19 protein-coding genes are annotated in these 21,408 nt (G+C 67.4%); 7 read left to right on the forward strand and 12 right to left on the reverse strand.

The window, feature by feature from the left end:
- Positions 1-83: 83 nt before the first annotated feature.
- From NUV79_RS19710 to NUV79_RS19725, 4 genes are all read right to left on the reverse strand, one after another.
- A complete protein-coding gene (locus NUV79_RS19710; protein WP_257734771.1) occupies positions 84-1,199 on the reverse strand; it encodes a DUF2865 domain-containing protein in 1,116 nt (371 codons plus the stop codon).
- Positions 1,200-1,339: 140 nt separating this feature from the next.
- On the reverse strand, positions 1,340-1,750 hold the full coding sequence (locus NUV79_RS19715) for an MAPEG family protein (protein WP_257734772.1): 411 nt from the start codon (positions 1,748-1,750) through the stop codon (positions 1,340-1,342).
- Positions 1,751-1,820: 70 nt separating this feature from the next.
- Complete coding sequence (gene guaB / locus NUV79_RS19720) at positions 1,821-3,314, reverse strand: IMP dehydrogenase (protein WP_257734773.1); 1,494 nt, start codon at positions 3,312-3,314, stop codon at positions 1,821-1,823.
- 184 nt (positions 3,315-3,498) lie between these two features.
- Positions 3,499-3,816: a hypothetical protein gene (locus NUV79_RS19725; protein ID WP_257734774.1), complete on the reverse strand. Its 318-nt coding sequence runs from the start codon at positions 3,814-3,816 to the stop codon at positions 3,499-3,501.
- 300 nt (positions 3,817-4,116) lie between these two features.
- Here NUV79_RS19725 and NUV79_RS19730 point away from each other — a divergent pair, with 300 nt between their 5' ends.
- Both NUV79_RS19730 and NUV79_RS19735 read left to right on the forward strand, forming a co-directional pair.
- Positions 4,117-5,556: a DHA2 family efflux MFS transporter permease subunit gene (locus NUV79_RS19730; protein ID WP_257734775.1), complete on the forward strand. Its 1,440-nt coding sequence runs from the start codon at positions 4,117-4,119 to the stop codon at positions 5,554-5,556.
- 36 nt (positions 5,557-5,592) lie between these two features.
- Positions 5,593-6,213 carry a hypothetical protein gene (locus NUV79_RS19735; RefSeq protein WP_257734776.1) on the forward strand — a complete coding sequence of 207 codons (621 nt, stop codon included), beginning with the start codon at positions 5,593-5,595 and terminating at the stop codon, positions 6,211-6,213.
- Between the two features lie 7 nt (positions 6,214-6,220).
- On the opposite strand, the gene NUV79_RS19740 is transcribed toward NUV79_RS19735, so the two are convergent.
- Genes NUV79_RS19740 through NUV79_RS19750 form a run of 3 tightly spaced genes read right to left on the reverse strand, consistent with a single transcriptional unit; the run spans position 6,221 to position 8,356 of the window.
- Complete coding sequence (locus NUV79_RS19740) at positions 6,221-6,475, reverse strand: hypothetical protein (protein ID WP_257734777.1); 255 nt, start codon at positions 6,473-6,475, stop codon at positions 6,221-6,223.
- Positions 6,476-6,492: 17 nt separating this feature from the next.
- Complete coding sequence (locus NUV79_RS19745) at positions 6,493-7,227, reverse strand: RlmE family RNA methyltransferase (protein ID WP_257734778.1); 735 nt, start codon at positions 7,225-7,227, stop codon at positions 6,493-6,495.
- Positions 7,228-7,237: 10 nt separating this feature from the next.
- Complete coding sequence (locus tag NUV79_RS19750) at positions 7,238-8,356, reverse strand: Ppx/GppA phosphatase family protein (protein ID WP_374679302.1); 1,119 nt, start codon at positions 8,354-8,356, stop codon at positions 7,238-7,240.
- Between the two features lie 221 nt (positions 8,357-8,577).
- Here NUV79_RS19750 and glpK point away from each other — a divergent pair, with 221 nt between their 5' ends.
- A complete protein-coding gene (gene glpK, locus NUV79_RS19755; protein WP_257734780.1) occupies positions 8,578-10,080 on the forward strand; it encodes a glycerol kinase GlpK in 1,503 nt (500 codons plus the stop codon).
- Here glpK and NUV79_RS19760 read toward each other — a convergent pair.
- From NUV79_RS19760 to NUV79_RS19780, 5 genes are all read right to left on the reverse strand, one after another.
- Entirely contained in the window at positions 10,072-11,238 is a 1,167-nt protein-coding gene (locus NUV79_RS19760) for a Gfo/Idh/MocA family protein (protein ID WP_257734781.1), read from the reverse strand. The genes glpK and NUV79_RS19760 overlap by 9 nt on opposite strands.
- A 65-nt stretch (positions 11,239-11,303) precedes the next feature.
- Complete coding sequence (locus NUV79_RS19765; protein ID WP_257734782.1) at positions 11,304-12,266, reverse strand: substrate-binding domain-containing protein; 963 nt, start codon at positions 12,264-12,266, stop codon at positions 11,304-11,306.
- A gap of 25 nt (positions 12,267-12,291) precedes the next feature.
- The gene (locus tag NUV79_RS19770) at positions 12,292-13,305 is read right to left on the reverse strand and encodes an ABC transporter permease (protein ID WP_257734783.1); all 1,014 of its coding nucleotides are present in this window, start codon (positions 13,303-13,305) and stop codon (positions 12,292-12,294) included.
- Positions 13,292-14,800 carry a sugar ABC transporter ATP-binding protein gene (locus NUV79_RS19775; RefSeq protein WP_257734784.1) on the reverse strand — a complete coding sequence of 503 codons (1,509 nt, stop codon included), beginning with the start codon at positions 14,798-14,800 and terminating at the stop codon, positions 13,292-13,294. The genes NUV79_RS19770 and NUV79_RS19775 overlap by 14 nt, the downstream gene beginning before the upstream one ends.
- On the reverse strand, positions 14,797-15,765 hold the full coding sequence (locus NUV79_RS19780) for an ROK family protein (protein WP_257734785.1): 969 nt from the start codon (positions 15,763-15,765) through the stop codon (positions 14,797-14,799). The genes NUV79_RS19775 and NUV79_RS19780 overlap by 4 nt, the downstream gene beginning before the upstream one ends.
- Positions 15,766-16,202: 437 nt before the next feature.
- Here NUV79_RS19780 and NUV79_RS19785 point away from each other — a divergent pair, with 437 nt between their 5' ends.
- The 4 genes from NUV79_RS19785 to NUV79_RS19800 all read left to right on the forward strand — a co-directional run bounded on the left by NUV79_RS19785 (position 16,203) and on the right by NUV79_RS19800 (position 21,405).
- Positions 16,203-17,258, forward strand: coding sequence for a sugar phosphate isomerase/epimerase family protein (locus NUV79_RS19785; protein WP_257734866.1), 1,056 nt, complete (start codon positions 16,203-16,205; stop codon positions 17,256-17,258).
- A 268-nt stretch (positions 17,259-17,526) separates the two neighbouring features.
- On the forward strand, positions 17,527-19,092 hold the full coding sequence (locus NUV79_RS19790) for a DUF4153 domain-containing protein (protein WP_257734786.1): 1,566 nt from the start codon (positions 17,527-17,529) through the stop codon (positions 19,090-19,092).
- Positions 19,093-19,102: 10 nt separating this feature from the next.
- Positions 19,103-19,807: a response regulator gene (locus NUV79_RS19795; protein ID WP_257734787.1), complete on the forward strand. Its 705-nt coding sequence runs from the start codon at positions 19,103-19,105 to the stop codon at positions 19,805-19,807.
- The gene (locus NUV79_RS19800; RefSeq protein WP_308218224.1) at positions 19,804-21,405 is read left to right on the forward strand and encodes a sensor histidine kinase; all 1,602 of its coding nucleotides are present in this window, start codon (positions 19,804-19,806) and stop codon (positions 21,403-21,405) included. Before NUV79_RS19795 ends, NUV79_RS19800 begins: the two co-directional genes overlap by 4 nt.
- The last annotated feature ends 3 nt before the right edge of the window (positions 21,406-21,408 follow it).

A 21,408-nucleotide genomic window follows, 5' to 3' on the forward strand; every position in this document is an offset into this window, starting at 1 on the left:
CAGTGAAGGTAGCGTTCAAGCGGTGGATGCTCGCCACAAGGGCGAGCATCACGCCGAGACCGACAGCCAAAATACTGAAAAGACTAGCGCGCCGGCAGCGAAAGCGAGATCAACCGAACCGGCTCGCGCACGGTCGGATCGACGGAGCCGCGCAGGATCGCGTCGCTGATGACACTGTCATCCTGAAGCTGTGCCTCGCGGACCCGCATCTGGCGCCGGACGCTGCGTGCCTGCGCTTCCATCCGGGAAATGCCGACCTGCTCGTCGATCTGCTTGCGCTGCGACTTGCTGAGCTCGGACGCCGTGCGGAAATCGCGGAAGTCGCGACGGCTATAGGGCCAGCTCGAGCTGCCGGTGAAGGTCGAGACCTTGCCGTCGAGCACGACGCTGTCGCCTGGGCGCAAGGTGATGTCGCGCAGCAGGGAGACGCGCCGCTCGCCCGCCTGGACGATGGCCGGCCGGCAGGCCGGGTCGGAGGCCTTGGCATGGCTGAAGGCCATCGGCAGGGCGCCGTAGCGCTTGCCGTCGGCGGCGACCGCATCGGCGATGTCGGTCACGCCAGCCGCGGCCTTGAAGACCTTGACCGGAACGCCGGGATTCATCGCCTTGCAGATCGCTTCATGCGCCTTGATGTCCCCGGACGCACGGAGATAGCCGATCGGCGCATGGAAGCCGTCGCAGAGGCGCACGCAGAAGGTCTGGGCCCGGTCCGCCGCGCCGGTGACGGTGTCCAGCGAGGCGTTGGTCGTGCCGGCCGGCTTGCGCTGCCGGTCGGCGAGCTTCTTGGGGGCGGTACGGAAAGGGTTGAGCTCGATCGGCGGATGCGCGAGGCGACCGTCCGGCTGCAGTTGCATGAGCGGCAGGCGCCAGCCGTTATTGGCGGGCGCATAGGCATTGGCTTGCGGAGCGTAGCGGGTGGGAGCGGTGGACGTATAGGCGGCATTCCGTGCGCCGGCCTGTGCCGCCTTTCGGGCGGCTTCCTGGGCGAAGAAGGCATGGATGCCGGCATCGTCCTCGGCCTGGACGAGCGAGGCCGTCAGCACGATGCCGCCCGAACCGAGCGCGGCCCCGAGCACGGCGAGCGCCAATAACCGGCCCGTACGGTTGCGCCGGACGATCTTCGCTTTGCCCGAAGCGGCAGCCACAACCTCCCCCTCGCGGGCGAAAACCCGCGCCGGGACTTCACGGACACGCAACATCGCGTCACTCCAAACTACGCTTGTCCACCGTCCGCCGCCATTCGGGGTGTAGTTTACTTTTCGTTAAGCTTCAACGCTTCCGGGCGTGCGCTCACCGGAAACGGCCGGAATGCTTAACGGGAGCGCGGAGCTGGCGCCGTTCAGAGCACGGAGACGAGGACGCCCAGCCACATGCAGAATAGCGCAATGAAGCCGATGCCGTAGACCGCGCCGCGCAGGGGCAGCTTGTTGGGGCCGACATGGATGAAGGTGTGGATGACGCGGGTGGCGACATAGAGCCAGGCGAGCAGCGCCATGACATAGCCGGTCGCGCCGGTCTCCATCGCGACCATCACGACCGCGAAGAAGATCACCGGGGATTCGAACTGGTTGGTGAAATTCGCTGCCGCGAGCCGGGCTGGAACAGGATAGCGCTCGGTCGAAACCGACACGTCCGCAGGCCGGACGGCGCCGCTCGTGAAGGCATTCTTGCGACGTATCGCCAGGACGACGCCGACGACGAAGATCCAGAAGATCATCGCCAGCGTCGGATAGATCAGCTTGAGAGTCATGGTTGCGCGTCGCCTCGTGTCGCACCGGCCCGGAAGAGCCGGGCCAGTGCTGCACAATGCCCGCGCTGACTCAAGAGCGGGTCGGATAGTTCGGGCTCTCGCGCACGATGGTCACGTCATGGACATGGCTCTCGCGCAGGCCGGCGCTGGTGATGCGGATGAAGCGGGCCTTGTTGCGGTAATCCTCGAGGTCCTTGCCGCCGACATAGCCCATCGCGGCGCGCAGGCCACCGGCGAGCTGATGCAGCACGTTCGAGACCGGGCCCTTGTAGGCAACCTGGCCCTCGATGCCCTCAGGCACGAGCTTCAGCGAATCCTTGATGTCCTGCTGGAAGTAGCGGTCGGCCGAGCCGCGCGCCATCGCGCCGACCGAGCCCATGCCGCGATAGGCCTTGTAGGAGCGGCCCTGGTACAGGAAGGTTTCGCCGGGGGTCTCGTCGGTGCCGGCGAGCAGCGAGCCGACCATGGCGCAGGAAGCGCCGGCGGCGAGCGCCTTGGCGAGGTCGCCCGAGTACTTGATGCCGCCATCGGCGATGACCGGCACGCCGGCCTTAGCGCCGGCCGAGGCCGCATCCATGATCGCGGTGAGCTGCGGCACGCCGACGCCGGCGACGATGCGGGTGGTGCAGATCGAACCCGGGCCGATGCCGACCTTGATGGCGTCGGCGCCGGCGTCGATCAGGGCCTGGGCGCCGCCGGCGGTGGCGATGTTGCCGGCGATGACCTGGACCGAGTTGGAGAGCTTCTTCACCCGGCTGACCGCCTCCAGCACCTTGGCCGAGTGGCCATGGGCGGTGTCGACGACGATCAGGTCGACGCCGGCATCGATCAGCATCTCGGAGCGCTCGAAGCCCTGGTCGCCCGTCGTGGTGGCGGCAGCGGCGAGGAGCCGGCCATGGGCATCCTTGGCGGCGTTCGGGTGGGCGACCTGCTTCTCCATGTCCTTAACGGTGATCAGGCCGATGCAGCGGTAATGGTCGTCGACGACGAGCAGCTTCTCGATGCGGAACTGGTGGAGCAGGCGGCGCGCCTCCTCGGGGTTGACGCCCTCGCGCACCGTGATCAGGCGCTCCTTGGTCATCAGCTCGGAGACCGGCTGGGCCGGGTTCTGCGCGAAGCGCACGTCGCGGTTGGTGAGGATGCCGACGAGCTTGCCGTTATGCCCCTGCGGGCCGCGCTCGACGACCGGGATGCCGGAGATGCCGTTGTTCTTCATCAGCGCCAGCGCGTCGGCCAGCGTCTCGTCGGGGTGGATGGTGATCGGATTGGCGATCATCCCCGATTCGAACTTCTTGACGAGGCGGACCTGCGCGGCCTGCTGGTCGGCGTCGAGATTGCGATGGATGACGCCGAGGCCGCCGGCCTGCGCCATCGCGATCGCCATGCGTGCCTCGGTGACCGTGTCCATTGCCGAGGCGATGATCGGCAGGTTCAGCGAGATGGTGCGGGTGAGCTTCGTGCGGATATCGACATCCGCCGGCATGACCTCGGACGGGCCCGGCTCGAGCAGCACGTCGTCGAAGGTGAAACCGTCGCGAATCAGACCGTCGAGGGAAAGCGTCATCGTCAACTCCGACCGCCGGGCGAGGCCGGCTTTTCAAGGGGGCCAGGGCAAGAGGCCCAGTGCCGAGTTGACGAGGCCCGTTAGCATGGGCGCGGCGGGTCCGCTAGTGCGCCGGGCTGGATTCTTTTGCAGTGCGGAAACGGCGCCCGCGCATGGCGGCGCCGCTTCCCTTGCGTCGCCGGGGTTATCGGACGGGCCGCGTGGTTGCGGGCTGGGCGGGCGCATCCGGCGCGACGCCGAAGCAGCCGGCCTCAAAAATGGTCCGGCCCGCCGCATTGGCCATGCGCTGGCAGCTTTCGAGGCGCAGGCAGGCGTCATAGCGCAGGCCTTCGCCGCCGCTGTTGGGAATGGTCTTGAACTGGCAGCCGGCTTGCCAGCCGCCAGAGGCGGCTGCGGCCGGGGCAGGCGCCCATGTCAGCCCCGCGGCCAGCGCAAGGCCGAGAATGGATAGTCCAGGCGCAGCGTGGCGCGTCGCAGTGAAAACGGATGAAACGGTGGTCATGGCGCTTCTCCAGAGATTGACGACGCGCGCCCCTCGCGACGGCCCGGTGCAACCGGACACCCTGCAGATGGTGCTGACGAGAGCCCCGAACGAGTGAAGTCAGTGCATGGCGGCGTTGTGTGTATCGCCAGGCCATATTCCCAGCGCATGGCGGAAGCGCGCCCGCAGCGGGCAAATCGAGGGTGCCGTCGCGAATTCGCTCTCGTCACTCCGTACGCATCGGATTAATAGCCGAGCTTATGATTTCAAGCGCGCCTAATTGGCCGGCGCGGAAGGTCCGAAGTCTCAAGGTCCGAAGACTTGCAGCGCTCCAAACTCCTGCCCCTGATCGTCGCCTGTGCGCTCTTCATGGAGAACACTGACTCGACGGTGATCGCCACCTCGCTGCCGGTGATCGCCGCCTCGCTCGGCGAGGACCCGATCGCGTTGAAGCTGGCGCTGACCTCCTATCTCGTCAGCCTCGCGGTCTTCATCCCGATTTCCGGCTGGATGGCGGACCGCTACGGCGCCCGCACGATCTTCCGCTCGGCACTCGTCGTCTTCATGTTGGGCTCGATCCTCTGCGCGGTGTCGAGTTCGCTCGGCGCCTTCGTCGGCGCGCGCTTCATCCAGGGTATCGGCGGGGCGATGATGGTGCCGGTCGGACGCCTCGTCATCCTGCGCAGCGTCAGCAAGTCCGAGATCGTCGGCGCGCTCGCCTACCTGACGATTCCCGCTTTGGTCGGCCCCGTCGTCGGGCCGCCGCTCGGCGGGTTCATCACCACCTATTTCGACTGGCGCTGGATCTTCTTCATCAACATCCCGATCGGCCTCGTCGGCATCGTGCTGGCGAGCCTGTTCTTCGAGGATATCCGCGAGGAGGATGTCGCGCCGCTCGACGTCAAGGGCTTCCTGCTCTCCTCCTTCGGCTTCGCCAGCCTGATGCTGGGCCTCGCCACCGGCGGGCGCCATCTCGTGCCGCAGGTCGTGTCCTATGGCTGCGTCCTGGCGGGCGCTGCAGCCCTCGTGGCCTATTGGTTCCATGCCCGGCGCGTGCCCTATCCCGTGCTTAATCTCGCGCTCTTCCGGATTCCGACCTTCCGGATCGGCGTGATCGGCGGCTCGATCTTCCGGACCGGAATCGGCGCGATTCCCTTCCTGCTGCCCTTGATGCTGCAACTCGGCTTCGGGCTGGACGCATTGCAATCCGGCCTGATCACCTTCGTCTCGGCGGCCGGCGCGCTGATCATGAAGACGCTGGCGCGAACCATCCTGGCGCGCTTCGGCTTCCGCCGCGTGCTGATCGCCAATGCCGTGATCGGCGCGGCGTTCCTCGCAGCTTCCGGCCTGTTCACGCCGACGACGCCGCACGCGATCATGCTTTCGGTGCTGCTGATCGGCGGCTGCTTCCGCTCGCTGCAATTCACCGGCATCAACGCGCTGAGCTATGCCGACGTCTCCAATCGCGAGATGTCGAGCGCGACCAGCCTGTCGAGCGTCGCCCAGCAGCTCTCGCTCAGCATGGGCGTGACGATCGGTGCTTTCGCGCTGGAGAGCGCCAATCTCCTCCACGGCGGCAAGGCGCTCGGCGCTGGCGATTTCTGGCCGGCTTTCCTGATCGTCGGGCTGATCTCGGCCTCGTCGGCGCTGTGGATGATGCGGCTTGCCCCGGATGCCGGCGCCGAGGTCTCCGGCCATGTCCCGGTCAGCGCGCGCAAGGTCACCGCCGAGGCGATCGCGGACCAGAAGCCGCTCGAATAGCTTGTCAGGCCGGGCGGCTTGCCGCAGGGTCAGGGCATGCAGGCTGAGCCCGCGCCCTCGACCGAGACGCGCCACACGCTCTGCGTCGGCGACGGCGCGGCCAGGCTCAAGCTCGCCGAGACCGAGCTGACGCTCAGCGACGAAGGCATAGCCTACGAGCTCGACGGCCGTTCGGGCCTGCGATCCTTCGACAAGCTGACCGGTGTGCGGCTACAGGCGGTCAATGGCGGCCCGCGATCGCCCTGGGAGGCGCTGGCGGAGCTGACCTTCACCTCCGGTCGGCCGCTCTTCGTCCATTCCAGCTCCCCCTGGGGCGTGGACGATCCACAGCGCGACACGACATTCATCGCCTTCATCGAGGACCTGCATCGTCGGCTCGTTGCCGGCAGCCATGGCCACGTCGCTTTCCGGCGTGGCATCCCGGAGAAGCGTCACCGCTTCCTGATCGTGGTCGCGCTCATCGCCGCCGTGGTTTTCGGCGGTGCCGGCTTGATGGTTCTCTATATCGGCCTGAGCGGGAAGGCAGGGTTCTTCGAGGTTATCGGACCGCTCATCGGCGTCGGCGGCCTCGGTTTCTGGATCTTGGCCTCGGTCGTGAAGACCGCACCGGGCACCTACGACCCGCGCCATCTGCCACGCGACGTCTTTCCGGAGTGACGGCGACCTAGAACCCGCAGGCGAGACACTCGCTGCCATCGGCCGTGCGATACTCCGCCTTCCAGTAATGCGGGTCGTTCAGCGCGGCGTAGGTGACGCCAGGCGGGGCCGGATAGCGCTTCCTGAACGGACGGGCGAGCTGAACGAAGAGCCGGCAATCCGGCGGCCAGTCGCCAAGGCTCAGGATCGAATTTCCCCGCGCGAGCTCGGCGTCGAGGATCGCCTGAAGCGCCCGAACCATGCGCGGAGCGGATTGCGCCACCGCCTTATCCGCCCCGCTCAGGCGTCGTCGCCTTGGGGCTTCTGCGCCCGCCGGTAGCCAGTCGCGAGCACGTAAAGCTCGGAGGAATCGGCTCGGCTCGCCGCCGGTTTGACGTTTCGCACCGTTGTGAAGTCGCGCTTCAGCGTGGCGAGAAGCTCGGCGCTGTCGCCGCCCTGGAACAGCTTGGCGAGGAAGAAGCCGCCCGGCGCCAGCACATCGTGCGCGAACTCGATCGCGGCCTCGGCGAGCGCGATGATCTTGAGATGGTCGGTCTTCTTGTGGCCGGTGGTGTTGGCGGCCATGTCCGACATCACGCCGTCGGCCCGGCCGCCGAGGCGCTCGGTCAGCAGGGCAGGCGCCTCATCGGCCATGAAATCGAGCTGGATCAGGTCGACGCCGGGGATCGGATCGACGGCCAGCAGGTCGATGCCGACGATATGGCCTTTGCCTTGCTCCAGCCCGATGCGCTTGGCCGCGATCTGGCACCAGCCCCCCGGCGCGCAGCCGAGGTCGACCAGCCGCTGTCCGGGCTTCAGGAACTTGTAGCGGTCGTCCATCTCCTCGAGCTTGAACGCCGCGCGCGAGCGATAGCCCATCTCCCGGGCCCGCTTCACATAGGGGTCGTTGAGCTGGCGCTCGAGCCAGAGCTGCGAGGAATGCTTGAGCTTGCCGGCCTTCTTGACCTTGACGCGCATGTCGCGCGCGCCGGCAGGCTTGCCGCCGGTTTTGCCGCCCGATTTTCCGGTGCTCATTGTATCGAACCTATTTCCGCCGCCACCAGGCGCGGTCCTCATGCATCATGCGCAGCAGGATACCCTCGCGCAGGCCGCGATCGGCAATACGGACGCGCTCGCTCGGGAACGCGCGGCGGATAGCCTCGAAGATCGCGCAGCCGGCCAGCACCAGATCGGCGCGCTCGCGGCCGATGCAGGCATTCGCCGCCCGGGCGGCATAATCCATCTCGATCAGGCGGTCGATCACCGTGAGGATGTCGCGCTGATGCATCCACAGCCCGTCGACCTCGCGCCGGTCGTAGCGCGGCAGGTCGAGATGGATGCCGGCGACCGTTGTCACGGTGCCGGAGGTGCCGAGCAGGTGGAAGCTGCGGGCGTCGCGGGCGCCGGCCGCCTTCTTAGCGAAAGGAGCGAGCGCCTGCGCGCAATCCTCGACCATCTTCTCGAACAATTCGCGGCTGACCTCGATGCCGCCGTAGCGCTCGGCGACCGTAACGACGCCGATCGGCAGCGAGGCCCATTCGCGGATGCGGGCGGCGGGGTCGCGCGCCTCGCTGCGGCCGCCGAGCCAGACGATTTCGGTCGAGCCGCCGCCGATATCGAAGACGATGACGCTTTCCGCCGCCGGATCGGCCAGCGCCGCGCAGCCGGAGACGGCGAGCGCCGCTTCCGTGCGCTGATCGATGACCTCCAGCGCGAGTTCAGCCTCGGCCGCGACGCGGCGGATGAAGTCGAGCCCGTTGGTGGCGGCGCGGCAAGCCTCGGTGGTGACGAGGCGGGCGCGGGTGACGCCGCGATTCGCCATCTTGCCGCGGCAGATCTTCAGCGCCTCGACGGCGCGATCCATCGCGGCATCGGCGAGGCGGCTGCTCGCGCCAAGGCCCTCGCCGAGGCGCACGATGCGGGAGAAGGCGTCAACGACGCGAAAACCGTGTTGAGCGGGGCGGGCGATCAGCAGGCGGCAATTATTGGTGCCGAGATCGAGCGCTGCATAGGTCGCGGGCAACGGCCGGTCGGTGGCAGGCTGCGCGAAGCTCCTGAAAGGCGCACCAACCGGGAGCGCGCCGTTCCGTTGCGGATCGGCGTCATGTCTCTGCGGCCGCGCCAGAGGCGCGACATCCCGTTGTTGCCGGTCCTCGACCGCCACCGATCCAACCTCTCAACCTGTCCGATACCTGGGGCACGGACAGGGGCCGCGACCCGGCGCGGCCCTGCTTCGTAACGAAGCTAACTACAGGGCGCGCGACATGCCAAGCGGAACCTTGCCGGCTGGGAGACTTGCCGCACATTCGCATGGGACGCGGCTTGCGCCGGGACCGGCTCATCGGCCAGTCTCCGCCGACCAATGAGACCGGGCAGGGAACCGACATGGCCGCCAGACACATCCTCGCCATCGACCAGGGCACGACCTCGTCGCGGGCGATCCTGTTCGATGCGTCGCTCGGCGTGGTGGCCAGCGCCCAGCGCGAGTTCCCGCAGCATTTTCCGGCCTCGGGCTGGGTCGAGCACGAGCCCGAGGATATCTGGGAGAGCGTGCTCGCGACCGCACGCGAAGCCATCGCCAAGGGCGGCTTGACCGCTTCGGATATCGCCGGCATCGGCATCACCAACCAGCGCGAGACGACGCTGATCTGGGACCGCCGCACGGGCCGCGCGATCCACCGCGCCATCGTCTGGCAGGACCGGCGCACGGCGAAGGCCTGCGCGAATCTCGTCGCCGCCGGCCATGAGGACCTCGTCGCCGAGCGCACCGGCTTGCGCATCGATCCCTATTTCTCGGCCACCAAGATCGCCTGGCTGCTCGACAACGTGCCGGGAGCGCGGCGCCGAGCGGAAGCGGGCGAACTCGCCTTCGGCTCGATCGATTGCTTCCTGCTCTGGCGCCTGACCGGCGGGGCGGTGCATGCGACCGACGCGACCAATGCCGCGCGCACCATGCTGTTCGATATTGGCCGCGGCGTCTGGGATTCGGACCTGCTCGACCTGTTCGGCATCCCGGCAGCACTGCTGCCGCAGGTGCGTGACTGCGCCGTGCATTTCGGCGACACGGCGCCGGAGCTGTTCGGCGCGCCCATCGCGGTGCGCGGCATCGCCGGCGACCAGCAGGCGGCGACGATCGGGCAGGCCTGTTTCTCACCGGGCATGGTGAAGTCGACCTATGGCACCGGCTGCTTCGCGCTGCTGAATACCGGTGACACGCCGGTGCGCTCGAAGCATCGCCTGCTCAGCACCATCGCCTATCAGCTCGGCGGCAAGCGGACCTATGCGTTGGAGGGCTCGATCTTCATCGCGGGTGCGGCCGTGCAATGGCTGCGCGACGGGCTCGGCATCATCGAGAAGGCCAGCGAAACCGGGCCGTTGGCCGAGGCTGCCGATCCCGAGCAGGACGTCTATCTGGTGCCGGCCTTCGTCGGCCTGGGCGCGCCGCATTGGGATGCCCATGCGCGTGGCGCGATGTTCGGCCTGACCCGTAATTCAGGGCCGCGCGAATTCGCGCGGGCGGCGCTGGAAAGCGTCTGCTACCAGACGCTCGATCTGGTCGAGGCGATGCGGGCCGATTGGCCGGATGCCGGCGCAGGCAAGCAGTCCGTGCTGCGGGTCGATGGCGGCATGGTCGCTTCCGACTGGACGATGCAGCGCCTCGCCGACATCCTCGACCTGCCGGTCGACCGGCCGACCGTTCTGGAGACGACGGCGCTGGGCGCGGCCTATCTCGCCGGGCTCGATGCCGGGTTGCTGCCCGAGCCTGATCGCTTCGCCGACCTATGGCGCCTGGAGCGGCGCTTCTCGCCGGCCATGGCCGCCAGCGAGCGCAAGCGCAAGGTGACGGGCTGGCGCGACAGCGTCAGGCGGACGCTGAGTTCAACCTGAGAACGGCAGCCAGCGCCGTCCAGCCGAGGACGCCACCGCGCATTCGATGAAGCGCACGCCGCGTGCGCCGTCGTTGACCGTCGGGTAATCGGCATCGAGAGGATTGGCCGTCGTGCCGGCCTTGCGGGCCCGGATGTCGGCAAATGTGCCGCGATAGATATTGGCGAAGGCCTCGATGAAGCCTTCGGGGTGGCCGGCCGGGATGCGGCCGGCGCGGCGGGCCGATTCGCAAAGCCAGGGCGAGGCGCGGGTGAAGATTTCGGTCGGCCCCTCGCGGCGGTGATGGACGAGTCGGTTCGGCTCCTCCTGCCGCCATTCCAGCGTGCCGTTCTCGCCGGAGACGCGCAGGCGCAGGTCGTTCTCAAGCCCGGCATTGATCTGCGAGGCGACGAGAACGCCGCGCGCTCCGCCTTTGAAGCGCAGCAGCATGCTGGCGTCGTCATCGAGCGCACGGCCAGACACCAGCGCGCCGAGATCGGCGACCAGCTCCTCGATCTGAAGCCCGGTCACGGTCGAAACGAGGTTCTCGGCATGGGAGCCGATATCGCCGAGCGCGCCGGCAATGCCGCTGCGGGCCGGATCGGTGCGCCAGCTCGCCTGCTTGTTGCCAGTTGCCTCCAGCGCGGTCGCGAGCCAGCCTTGATTGTACTCGACCACGACCTTGCGGATGCGGCCGAGCGCGCCAGAGCGCACCATCTCGCGCGCCTGTCGGACCATCGGATAGCCGGTGTAGTTATAGGTGACGCCGAAGACAGTGCCTTGGCGGGCAACGGTCTCGACCAGCGTCGTGGCCTGCTGGCCGGTATGGGTCAGCGGCTTGTCGCAGACGACATGGAAACCGGCTTCCGCGAAAGCCTGCGCGATCGGGAAATGCGTATCGGTCGGCGTGACGATGACGACGAGATCGACGCGCTCCGCCGCCGGACGGGCGAGTTCGGCTTCGAGAAAAGCCTGCCAGCCAGCGTGATTATGGGCATCGGCCAGCCCCAGCGCCCGCCCGGACTCGCGGGCCCTCTCTGGCGTCGACGAGAGGGCGCCCGCAGCCAGTTCCGCCTGCCCGTCGAGCGCGATGGCATGGCGGTGCACGGCGCCGATGAAGGCATCGCGGCCGCCGCCGATCATGGCATAGCGCAGCCTTGGCGCGTATTCGTCGTTCATCGCGTGACCTGATGCTCTCGAAGATGCGGCCGCCGCAGGAGCGGCGGCCGGTGGGTGCTGTCCGCTCAGAACGGCGAGTCGGGGTAGTAGAAGTCCTTGGCGTTGCTCTTGTCGATCAGCACCGAGGGGATGATCGTGGTCGCCGGCAGCTTCTCGCCCTTCAGGCGAGCTTCCGCCGTCAATTTGATCGATTCGTAGATGAATTTCGGCGAGTAGCTGACATTGGCCTGGATGCGCGGGTCCTTGTTGTCGAGGATGACCTTGACCATGTCCTTGGCCCCGGCGCCGCCAAAGATCACCTTGATGTCCTTGCGACCGGCCTGGTCAATGGCGCGGATCGCGCCGAAGGCCATGTCGTCATCGGCCGCCCAGAAGGCATCGATATCCTTGAAGCGGGTCAGGAAATCCTGGGTGACCTTGTAGGCGTCGTCGCGGTTCCAGTTGGCGTATTTGGCGTCGAGCAGCTTGATGTCGGGATGGCCCTTCAGCACGGCGTTGAAAGCGTCCATGCGCTCGTTGTCGAGCGTGGTCGGGATGCCGCGGAGCGCCACGACGTTGCCTTTGCCGCCGAGCGTCTTGGCGATGTACTCGGCCGGAATCTTGCCGAAAGCGGTATTGTCGCCGGCGACATAAGCATCCTGCGCCGAGGTATCGGTCAGGCCGCGGTCGACCACCGTCACATAGGCGCCCTTGGCCTTCACATTGGCGACCGGCCGGGTCAGTGCCGCCGATTCGAAGGGGAAGACGACGAGCGCGTTGATCTTGCTGACCGTACTCAGGTCCTGCAGCTGGTTGGCCTGCTCGGTCGCGTTGGCGGCGGTGCGGATGGTGATCTTGAGGTCCTTGTGCTTGGCCTCGAGATCCTTCTTCGCCTGGTTCGCCCAGTAGTTGATGCCGCCCATGAAGCTGTGCGTGGCGGCGGGAATGGAGACGCCGAGATGGACGGGTTCGGAGGCGGCGCTTGTCGCCGCGAAGGCGAGGCCCGCGGCGGTGGCAAGCATGAGGCTGCGTCTGGTCTGCATGGACATCGCTTCTCTCCCTGGTTGGCCGCCTTCAGCGGCGGCCTTTCTGCAAAAACGCGACGGTGATGATGACGAAGCCCTGCACGGCGGCGTTCAGGTAGACGCTGATCAGGCTCGTCAGATTGAGGATGTTGCTGATCACCGAGAGCAGGATCGCGCCGATGACCGTGCCGGTGATGCTGCCATGGCCGCCTTTCAGCGCCGCGCCGCCGACGATGACCGCGGCGATGGCTTCGAGCTCCCAGAGCAGGCCGGTGGTGGGCGAGGCCGAGGCCAGTCGCGGCACATAGAGCAGCGTGGCAACGCCGACGCAGAGCCCGAGCAGCATGTAGGTGAGTATCTTGACGCGCTCGACATCGACGGCGGCGTAGCGCGCGACGGTCTCGTTGGAGCCGATCGCCTGGACATGCCGGCCGAAGATCGTGCGGTTCAGGATCAGCGCGCCTAAAAGCGCGACCAGCAGGAAGACCCAGACCGGGATCGGCACGCTGAGGAAGCTGCCGTAATAGACCGGCGCGTAGAGATCGGCCAAAGCATTGTCGAGCGTGAGCGCGCCGCCATCGGCAAAATAGGTGAGGTATGCCCGGTAGATGCCGAGCGTTCCTAATGTGACGATGAAGGGCTCGATCCGCCCCTTCGCGATCAGGATGCCGTGCAGCAGCCCGAAGACGCCGCCGAGCACGACCGCGAGCGCCGCCCCGCCGATCACCGCCATGAGCGGCGAGCCGAAGGCGCCGGCCGCCCAGTTGATGAAGAGGATGACGCAGCCGGCGATCAGCGCCGCCATCGAGCCGACCGAGAGATCGATCCCTCCGAGGATGATGACGAAGCACATGCCGACGGCGATGATGCCGATGAAGGCGGTGCGGGTGAGCACGTTCAGCGCATTGTCGAACGTGGCGAAATCGCTGTTCAGCATCGCGCCGGCCGCGCAGAGCAGCACAAGGCCGATGATGGGCCCGAAGGCTGCAATGCGGTCGCCGAGTGGCGTGGCGGCCTCGCGGGTGCGAGCCTCGGCACGCTGGACGGCTTCAGGCTGCGACATGGCGGGTCCCCGTGGCATGGGCGATCATGGTCGCTTCGGTCATTTCGTCACCCTCGACCGTCGCGACGATCCGACCTCCGCGCATCACCGCGACGCGATGGGCGAGGCCGATCAGTTCGATCAGCTCCGAGGAGATGACGATCAGGGCGAGGCCCTGCGCCGCGAGCTTCTGGATCAGGAAATAGATCTCGCGCTTGGCACCGACATCGACACCGCGCGTCGGCTCGTCGAGCACCAGCACGCGCGGTGCCGGATGCAACACCCTGGCGAGCGCGAGCTTCTGCTGGTTGCCGCCCGAGAGCGAGGCTGCCTTCATGCCGAGCGAGCCGGCGCGGATACCGAACTCGCCGACGGCGGCTACGAGCGCTTTCTGCTCAGCCTCATGGTCGAGCAGCGGCTTGGCATAGCGCTCCAACGCCATCAGCGTCAGGTTCGGCCGCAGCGGGAAGTCGACATGCAGGCCCTTGCCCTTGCGGTCCTCGCTCAGATAGGCGAGCCCGTGGCGGGTGGCGTCGCGCGGCGAGCCGAGCTGAATTGGCCTGCCGTCGCGTTTGATCGTGCCGGTGCCCGGCCGCAGACCCAGAATTCCCTCGAAAAGCTCGGTCCGCCCGGCGCCGACCAGCCCGGCGAAGCCCAAAATTTCGCCCGGCCGCACCGCAAACGAGATGTCGCTGGCCCAGCCCGGAACAGAGAATTCCTCGACCGACAAGGCCGGCGGCAGAGCTGGATCAGCGAAAATCTTCTCCGGAAAGAGGTCGGCGATCTCGCGCCCGACCATCATCGTCGCCATGGCCTGACGTGTCAGCGAGGCGGTCGGCGCGCGCCCGACGAAACGGCCGTCGCGCATGACGATGACCTCGTCGGTGATGCGTTCGACCTCGTCGAGCTTGTGCGAGATGTAGACGACGGTGATGCCTTCCGCCCGCATCCGCTCGATCAGGGCGAAGAGCCTTCCGGCTTCGGACGGCGTCAGCGTCGCGGTCGGCTCGTCCATGATCAGCAGGCGGGCCTTTCGCGACAAAGCCTTGGCGATCTCGACGAGCTGCTTCTCGGCGACGATCAGGCGGCGCACCGGCGTATCCGGCGCTCGCGCCAACCCGACCTGCGCGAGCGCGGCCTCGGCCTCGCGGCGCATCGCCTCTTCGTCGAGAAGCCAGCCCTTGCGGCGCTCATGGCCGAGGAAGATGTTGCCGGCGATGGTCAGGTCCTCGGCCAGGTTGAATTCCTGGTGGATCAGGACGATGCCCTTTGCCTCGGCCTCGCGGGAACCGGAGAAGGCGACAGGCTCGCCGTCGATCAGGACGCGGCCCTCGCTCGGCTGCTCGTAGCCGGAGAGGATCTTCATCAGGGTCGATTTGCCGGCGCCGTTCTCGCCGAGCAGGCCGTAGACCTTGCCCGGTTCGAGGCTGAAGGAGACGCCGTGCAGCACCTCGACCGGGCCGAAGCGCTTGACGATGCCGTCGAAGGCGACAGCGAGGCCGGCTGTCGTGCTCATGCCGGGCCTCCGCTGCGAAGCGCCTCGCGCATCGCAAGCACGCCGGCGCCGATGAGGCCGGTCTCGGGACCGAGCGGTGCGGAAGTGATCTCGAGATGCCGCGTCGAGAGGGCGAGCGAGCGCTGGTTCACGCTTTGGCGGATCGCCGCGAGGAACATCGGGCCGATCGCCGAGACGCCACCGCCGATGAAGATATGCGAGGGGTTGTAGAAATTGACGAGCGCGGCGAGCACCTGGCCGATCAGGTGGCCCGAGCGGCGCACGATCGCATCGGCCTCGGCATCGCCGGCGCGGCTGGCCGCGCCGATATCGGCGGCTTCCAGCTGGTCTTTTGCGGCGAGGCGGTCCGCCAAAGAGGGGCTGCGGCCCGATTGAGCGGCCTCCATCCCCATGGCAACGATGGCGGGGGCGGCAGCCATGGCCTCGACGCAACCGCGATTGCCGCAGCGGCAGAGCGGGCCTTCGGGATCGGCGCAGATATGGCCGATATCGCCGGCCGAGCCCGTGGAGCCGCGATAGAGCTCGCCATGGCAGACGATGCCGCAGCCGATGCCGGTGCCGACCTTGATGACGAGGAAGTTCTCGATCTGCTTGCGCTGGCGCCAGAGCACGCCGAGCGCCATCAGGTTCACGTCGTTGTCGACGAAGATCGGCGCATCGGTAACCTCGCGCAGGTCCTCGCGGATGGCGTAGCTGTCCCAGCCCGGCATCAGCGGCGGATTGACCAGCTGGCCGGCGGCGAAATTGACCGGACCGGGCACGCCGATGCCGACGGCGAGCACGCGGTCGGGCGCAATGCCGTTCTGCGCCAGCATTGCCGGCAGCAGGGTCCGCAGCCGCGCCATGATCGGGCCGGGGCCGGCCTGAACATCGGCCTCCTGTGCATGGCGGGCGATGATGCCGAGATCGGGGCGGAGCAGAGCGATGTCGAGGCTGGTCGCGCCGATATCGATGCCGACGAGCACGCCGATGCGGCGATGGACGCAGAGGGTCTCGGGCCGCCGGCCGCCGGTGGAATGCTGGACGCCGGCCTCGTCGAGCAGGCCTTCCTCGATCAGCCCTGCGGCGATCGCATTGGTCTTGCTGCGCGAGAACTGCAGGCTGTCGGCGAGCGCATGGCGGGCGGCGCCCCCGGACCAGAAGGTGGCCTCGAGCAGCGCGAGCTCATCCGGGCTCAGCCTGTGCCAGGGCAGGGCGATCGCAGCCTCCTGTCGTTTCCCGCTCGGCCTTTTAGTGGCCGTTGCGTGCAGGCTAGGGGACGGCCTCGAAACGGCTCAAGACCGAACTTCAGCCTAATTCAGGCTGAAGTTGATTTGAAGGCGAGGTGGAGATCGTGCTGCGGCGATCTGGACGCCCGGCCGATCTCTGGGTGAAGCTGCGCGCAACGATGGAGGAACAGCCGATGTCGGCGACGATGCAGGGCCCCGCGATTTTTCTTGCCCAGTTCGCCGGCGACAAGGCGCCATTCGACAGTTGGGCCGGCATCACGGCCTGGGCTGCGAGTCTCGGCTATCGCGGCGTACAGCTCCCCAGTGGCGATCAGCGCTTCTTCGATCTGGAGAAAGCCGCGGCCTCGCAGGACTATTGCGACGAGATCGCCGGCGTGGCCCGCGAGAACGGCATCGCGATCACCGAGCTTTCGACACATATCCAGGGCCAGCTCGTCGCCGTTCATCCGGCCTATGATGCGGCCTTCGATGTTTTTGCGCCGGCGGAACTGCGCGGCAAGCCTGGGGAGAGGCAGGTCTGGGCCGTGGAGCAGATGAAGCTCGCAGCGAAAGCCTCGCGCTGGCTCGGGCTGTCGGGCTCGGTTAGCTTCACCGGCGCGCTGGCCTGGCCCTTCCTCTATCCCTGGCCGCAGCGGCCGGCCGGCCTCGTCGAGGAAGCCTTCGGCGAATTGGCGCGTCGCTGGCGGCCGATCCTCGACGTCTATGAGGAGGAGGGCGTCGATATCGGATTCGAGATCCATCCGGGCGAGGATGTCTTCGACGGCGCGACCTTCGAACTCTTCCTCGACCGGCTCGGCGGGCACAAGCGCTGCCGGATCAACTACGATCCCTCGCATTTCATGCTGCAGCAGCTCGACTATCTCGCCTTCATCGACATCTATCACGAGCGCATCAGCGCCTTCCATGTGAAGGATGCCGAGTTCCGGCCGGACGGCCGGCAGGGCGTCTATTCCGGCTTCTCGCCCTGGATCGGCCGGGCCGGGCGCTTCCGCTCGCTCGGAGACGGGCAGGTCGATTTCAAGGCGATCTTCTCCAAGCTCGCGCAGTACGGCTTCGACGGCTGGGCCGTGCTCGAATGGGAGTGCGCCCTGAAGCATCCCGAGGACGGCGCGCGCGAGGGCGCCCGCTTCATCGCCGACCATATCATCCGCGTGACCGAGACCGCCTTCGACGATTTCGCCGGCGGCGGCGATCCGGGGCTGGCGCGGCGGATGCTGGGGCTCGACTAGCGCTCCCGCCTGCGGTCTGCACAGAACCTGCACGAAAATACTGAGTTTCTGCCGATCTCGGCGATCTCCGCTGCAAACGGCCGTCGCATCGATGGCGGATGGCGGACATCATCGCTCCAGCACCGTTCTCGTCGAGACTGCCGCGCCGGCTCGTCCGAGACGGCTGGTGGCTGGAAGCGGTGATGCGGCCCGCCTGTGCCGAAATCCTCGCCTTTCCAATCCGGCCTCGGGCCGTGACCGAAGGCGTCGCCAGCCGAGACGAACGCCCATGTCAGCCTATGCACCAGAAAGCCCCGCTGCCCTCCGCCCCGGAAAGCGGCCGCTAGGATCGCTGGCCCTTCAACTGACGGGCGCCGCCGCACTCGTCGCGCTCGCCGATTTTCTGTTCTACGACCGCGCGGTCGGGCTCTCGCTGGCGCTGTTTCTGCTGGGACTCGGCGCGGCTTCCGCCTGCCTCAACCATGTGCGCGCCGGCTCGACGCGACGCATGGGCGCTCTCGTGTTGTTCGGGGCGGGGCTGCTGCCGATCCTTGAGGATGTCGGCCCGCTTTCGATCCTGATAGCGCTGACGGCGACGGCCGTCTTCGCGAGGATGCTGAGCGAGGCGAGGGCGCTCTCCTGGCAGGAGCACCTGCGCGCCGCGCTGCGCATGCCATTTTCCGGCGCATTCAGGCTGCTGGGCGACCTCGCCCGTGCGCGCCGTGCCTCGCTGCGTGGCAGGAAGGGAGAGGGCGTTATCGCCCTGACACTAGGCTGGGCCATCCCGCTTGGCCTCTGTGGCGTCTTTGCCGCCCTGTTCGTCTCGGCCAATCCGCTGCTGGAACGCTGGGTGAATCATGTCGATCTCAATGCCCTGCTGACGAAACTCCTGTCATGGCGCGCCGCATTCTGGATCTTGGTCCTGTGCTTGATCTGGCCTGTGGTCCGGATGCGATCGCTGCGCCGCAAGCGCCGCGCAGCAATGGAGACGGTCGCGCTGATCCGCCCGCAAGAACTGCTCGGCGACCGCACGGTGCGTCGCTCGCTGATCCTGTTCAACGGGCTCTTCGCGATCCAGACGGTGATGGATATCGCCTATCTCTGGGGCGGCGTGGCGCTGCCTGCCGGCATGAGCCATGCGACTTATGCTCATCGCGGAGCCTACCCGCTGATCGTGACGGCCTTGCTCGCAGCAGCCTTCGTGGTGGCCGCGGTGCGTCCGGACGGAGCGGCGGCGCGAGACAGGCTGGTCCGGCCGCTGGTCCTCGCCTGGGTAGGGCAGAACGTCATGCTGGTCATGTCGGCGCTGCGGCGGCTCGACCTCTATGTCGCCGCCTATTCGCTGACCTCGCTCAGGCTCGCGGCCTTCGTCTGGATGCTGTTGGTCGCGATCGGCCTCGTCCTGATCCTCGTGCAGATCCTGACGCAGCGGAGCGTCAGCTGGCTCGTCTCGGCGAATGCCCTGGCGTTGGCACTGACGCTCTATGGCTACAGCTTCGTCGACACGGCCGTCGTGATCGCCAATTACAATATCCGGCACTCTTTCGAGATGCGCGGCGAGGGCAAGTCGCTCGATATCGGCTACCTCTTCGACCTTGGCCCCAGCGCCATCCGGGCGATCGATCGCTATGCGCCGCGGATCGTGGCCGCAAGGGGAAGTGCCGCTGCGCACTCGTCCTGGGCATCTCCGTATGGGATCGCGGCCCGACGCGACCGTCTGGCTTCAGATCATCGTCAATCTCAGGTCGACTGGCGCGTCTGGAGCTTTCGCGGATGGCGGCTGTCGCGATATTTGGCTAACACCCCTGTAGCGCCGTTCCCGGCGAAGCCGGCCGCGCCGGCAGGCAATTCCTGAGGCAGACGGCATGGCGCCCCGCATTCTCGTGGTCGACGACGACAGCCACATCCGGGACGTGATCTGCTTCGCGCTCGAGAAGGCAGGAATGACCACAACCACGGCGCATGACGGCCTGCGGGCGCTCGACGCCTTCAGGCGCCAGCCGGCGGAACTGATCGTGCTCGATATCGGCATGCCGGAAATGGATGGGCTGGAGGTCTGCCGGCAGATCAGGCGCTCCTCCGAGGTGCCGATCCTGTTCTTGTCGGCGCGCGACGACGAAATCGACCGGGTGCTAGGGCTGGAGATCGGCGGCGACGACTATGTCACAAAGCCGTTCAGCCCGCGCGAGCTGGTCGCCCGCGTCAACGTGATCCTGAAGCGCGTGCGGCAAGGGCAGCGCAAGGAGAGCGAGGTGGAGACGCCCCTGTCCTGGGGGGCGCTCAGCCTCGACACGGGCGCCCATGCCGCCCGCTTCGCCGCGCGGGACCTGCCCCTGACCGCGATCGAGTTCGCGATCCTGCGCGCACTGATCGCGAGGCCACGGCACGTCTTCAGCCGCGAGCAGATTCTCGATCATGCCTATGGCAGCGCGATCCATGTCGCCGACCGGACGATCGACAGCCATATCCGCAACATCCGTGCGAAGCTCGCCAAGGCCGGCTGCGAGAGCGCGATCGAGACTGTGCATGGCGTCGGCTTCCGGCTCGGGCGCTGCGAGGCTCCAGCGTGACCACGCAGGGCGCGGCACCTGTCCGGGTCAAGGCCAAGTGGCGGCCGAGCCTGAGCCTGATGGTCTTCATGATGCTGACGGCGGTGCTGGCGCTGCCCTTCGTCGGCCTGTTCTTCTTCCGCATCTACGAGAACCAGCTCGTGCATCAGGCGGAATCGGAATTGATCGCCCAGAGCGCGGCTCTGGCCGCGACGATCCAGCAGGACCTGCGGAGCCATCTGCCGCCGGGGACGCTGCTGGGAGCGCAGGTTCCGCCGGAAACAGGGCGTTACGGCAATGAAGAGCTCGCTCCGCTGCTGCCGTCGCTCGATCTGGCGCGGGACCGGCTGCTGCCGCGCCGGCCCGATGCACAGGCCGCGACCGTTCCGGCGAGCGAGGCCTATCGCGCCGCTGGCGGGCGGATCGAGCCGCTTCTTGTCGCGACGCAGAAGGTGACGCTGGCCGGTTTCCGCCTGCTCGATCCGCAGGGCGTCGTCATCGCCGGGCGCGGCGAGGTCGGCCAGTCGCTTGCCCATGTCGAGGAGGTGGCGGAGGCACTCAAGGGGCGGTTCGCCGCGATGTTGCGCTTGCGCATCTCCAAGAACGAACCGCCGCCGATCTATTCGCTCAGCCGCGGCACTGGCGTCAGGGTCTTCACGGCCATGCCGGTCGTGCTCGACGGCCGCGTTGCGGCGGTGCTCTATGCCTCGCGCACGCCGAGCAATGTCTTCCGCCATCTCTACGAGGAGAAGGGCAAGGTCGTCGCCGCAGGTCTCTCCGTCGCGGCGCTGACCCTGTTGATCGGGCTCGCCTTCCACCGCACGATCACGCGGCCGGTCAAGGAGCTGATCGCCCGCACCGATGCGATCGGGAAGGGCGATCGCACGGCGCTGCGGCCGCTCGACCATCACGGCACCGCCGAATTCGCGATGCTCTCGCAGAGCTTCCTCGACATGGCGGGGGCGCTCGCGAACCGCTCCGATTTCGTTGCGACCTTCGCCGCCCATGTCTCGCATGAGCTGAAATCACCGCTGACCTCGATCGAGGGCGCAGCCGAGCTTCTGCGCGAGGATGTCGACACCGGTGCGATGACGGATGCGGAGCGGAGACGCTTCCTCGACAACATCGCTGCCGATGCCAAAAGGCTGACGACGATCACCAATCGCCTGCGCGAACTGGCTCGCGCCGAGGAGCCGCCGACGGGCGGGCGGGCGAGCGTGGGGCAGGCGATCGAGGCGCTGCGGTCGGTTGTCTCAGGGCTTTCGATCGAGGCTGGTGGCGAGCTGATGGCGCCGGTCGGTATCTCGTCGGAGAACCTGCGGATCGTGTTGGCGCATCTGGCGGATAACGCGCTTCAGCATGGCGCGGCCCGCTTCGCTATCGACGTGTCGCGTGAAGACGGGGCGCTACGCCTCGACATCCGCGATGACGGGCCGGGAATATCGCCGAACAACCGGGCGCAGGTCTTCGACAGCTTCTTCACGACGCGGCGCGACAGCGGCGGCACCGGCATGGGGCTCGCCATCGTGCAGACGATGCTAACGGCGCATGGCGGTTCGATCACGCTCGTCGAGAGCGAGCAAGGCGCGCGTTTCGCGGTGATGCTGCCGACAGCTTAGGGC

The organism is Allobosea sp. 47.2.35, assembly GCF_024655635.1.
In the GTDB taxonomy this organism is placed as follows: domain Bacteria; phylum Pseudomonadota; class Alphaproteobacteria; order Rhizobiales; family Beijerinckiaceae; genus Allobosea.

What these genes read in the sequence shown, in the direction of transcription:
- NUV79_RS19775 (WP_257734784.1), bottom strand. Translation starts at nt 14,800, where the DNA reads ATGAGCACGACAGCCGGCCTCGCTGTCGCCTTCGACGGCATCGTCAAG.
- glpK (WP_257734780.1), top strand. Translation starts at nt 8,578, where the DNA reads ATGGCCGCCAGACACATCCTCGCCATCGACCAGGGCACGACCTCGTCG.
- guaB (WP_257734773.1), bottom strand. Translation starts at nt 3,314, where the DNA reads ATGACGCTTTCCCTCGACGGTCTGATTCGCGACGGTTTCACCTTCGAC.
- NUV79_RS19710 (WP_257734771.1), bottom strand. Translation starts at nt 1,199, where the DNA reads ATGTTGCGTGTCCGTGAAGTCCCGGCGCGGGTTTTCGCCCGCGAGGGG.
- NUV79_RS19760 (WP_257734781.1), bottom strand. Translation starts at nt 11,238, where the DNA reads ATGAACGACGAATACGCGCCAAGGCTGCGCTATGCCATGATCGGCGGC.
- NUV79_RS19715 (WP_257734772.1), bottom strand. Translation starts at nt 1,750, where the DNA reads ATGACTCTCAAGCTGATCTATCCGACGCTGGCGATGATCTTCTGGATC.
- NUV79_RS19725 (WP_257734774.1), bottom strand. Translation starts at nt 3,816, where the DNA reads ATGACCACCGTTTCATCCGTTTTCACTGCGACGCGCCACGCTGCGCCT.
- NUV79_RS19785 (WP_257734866.1), top strand. Translation starts at nt 16,203, where the DNA reads ATGTCGGCGACGATGCAGGGCCCCGCGATTTTTCTTGCCCAGTTCGCC.
- NUV79_RS19735 (WP_257734776.1), top strand. Translation starts at nt 5,593, where the DNA reads ATGCAGGCTGAGCCCGCGCCCTCGACCGAGACGCGCCACACGCTCTGC.
- NUV79_RS19765 (WP_257734782.1), bottom strand. Translation starts at nt 12,266, where the DNA reads ATGTCCATGCAGACCAGACGCAGCCTCATGCTTGCCACCGCCGCGGGC.
- NUV79_RS19745 (WP_257734778.1), bottom strand. Translation starts at nt 7,227, where the DNA reads ATGAGCACCGGAAAATCGGGCGGCAAAACCGGCGGCAAGCCTGCCGGC.
- NUV79_RS19790 (WP_257734786.1), top strand. Translation starts at nt 17,527, where the DNA reads ATGTCAGCCTATGCACCAGAAAGCCCCGCTGCCCTCCGCCCCGGAAAG.
- NUV79_RS19770 (WP_257734783.1), bottom strand. Translation starts at nt 13,305, where the DNA reads ATGTCGCAGCCTGAAGCCGTCCAGCGTGCCGAGGCTCGCACCCGCGAG.
- NUV79_RS19795 (WP_257734787.1), top strand. Translation starts at nt 19,103, where the DNA reads ATGGCGCCCCGCATTCTCGTGGTCGACGACGACAGCCACATCCGGGAC.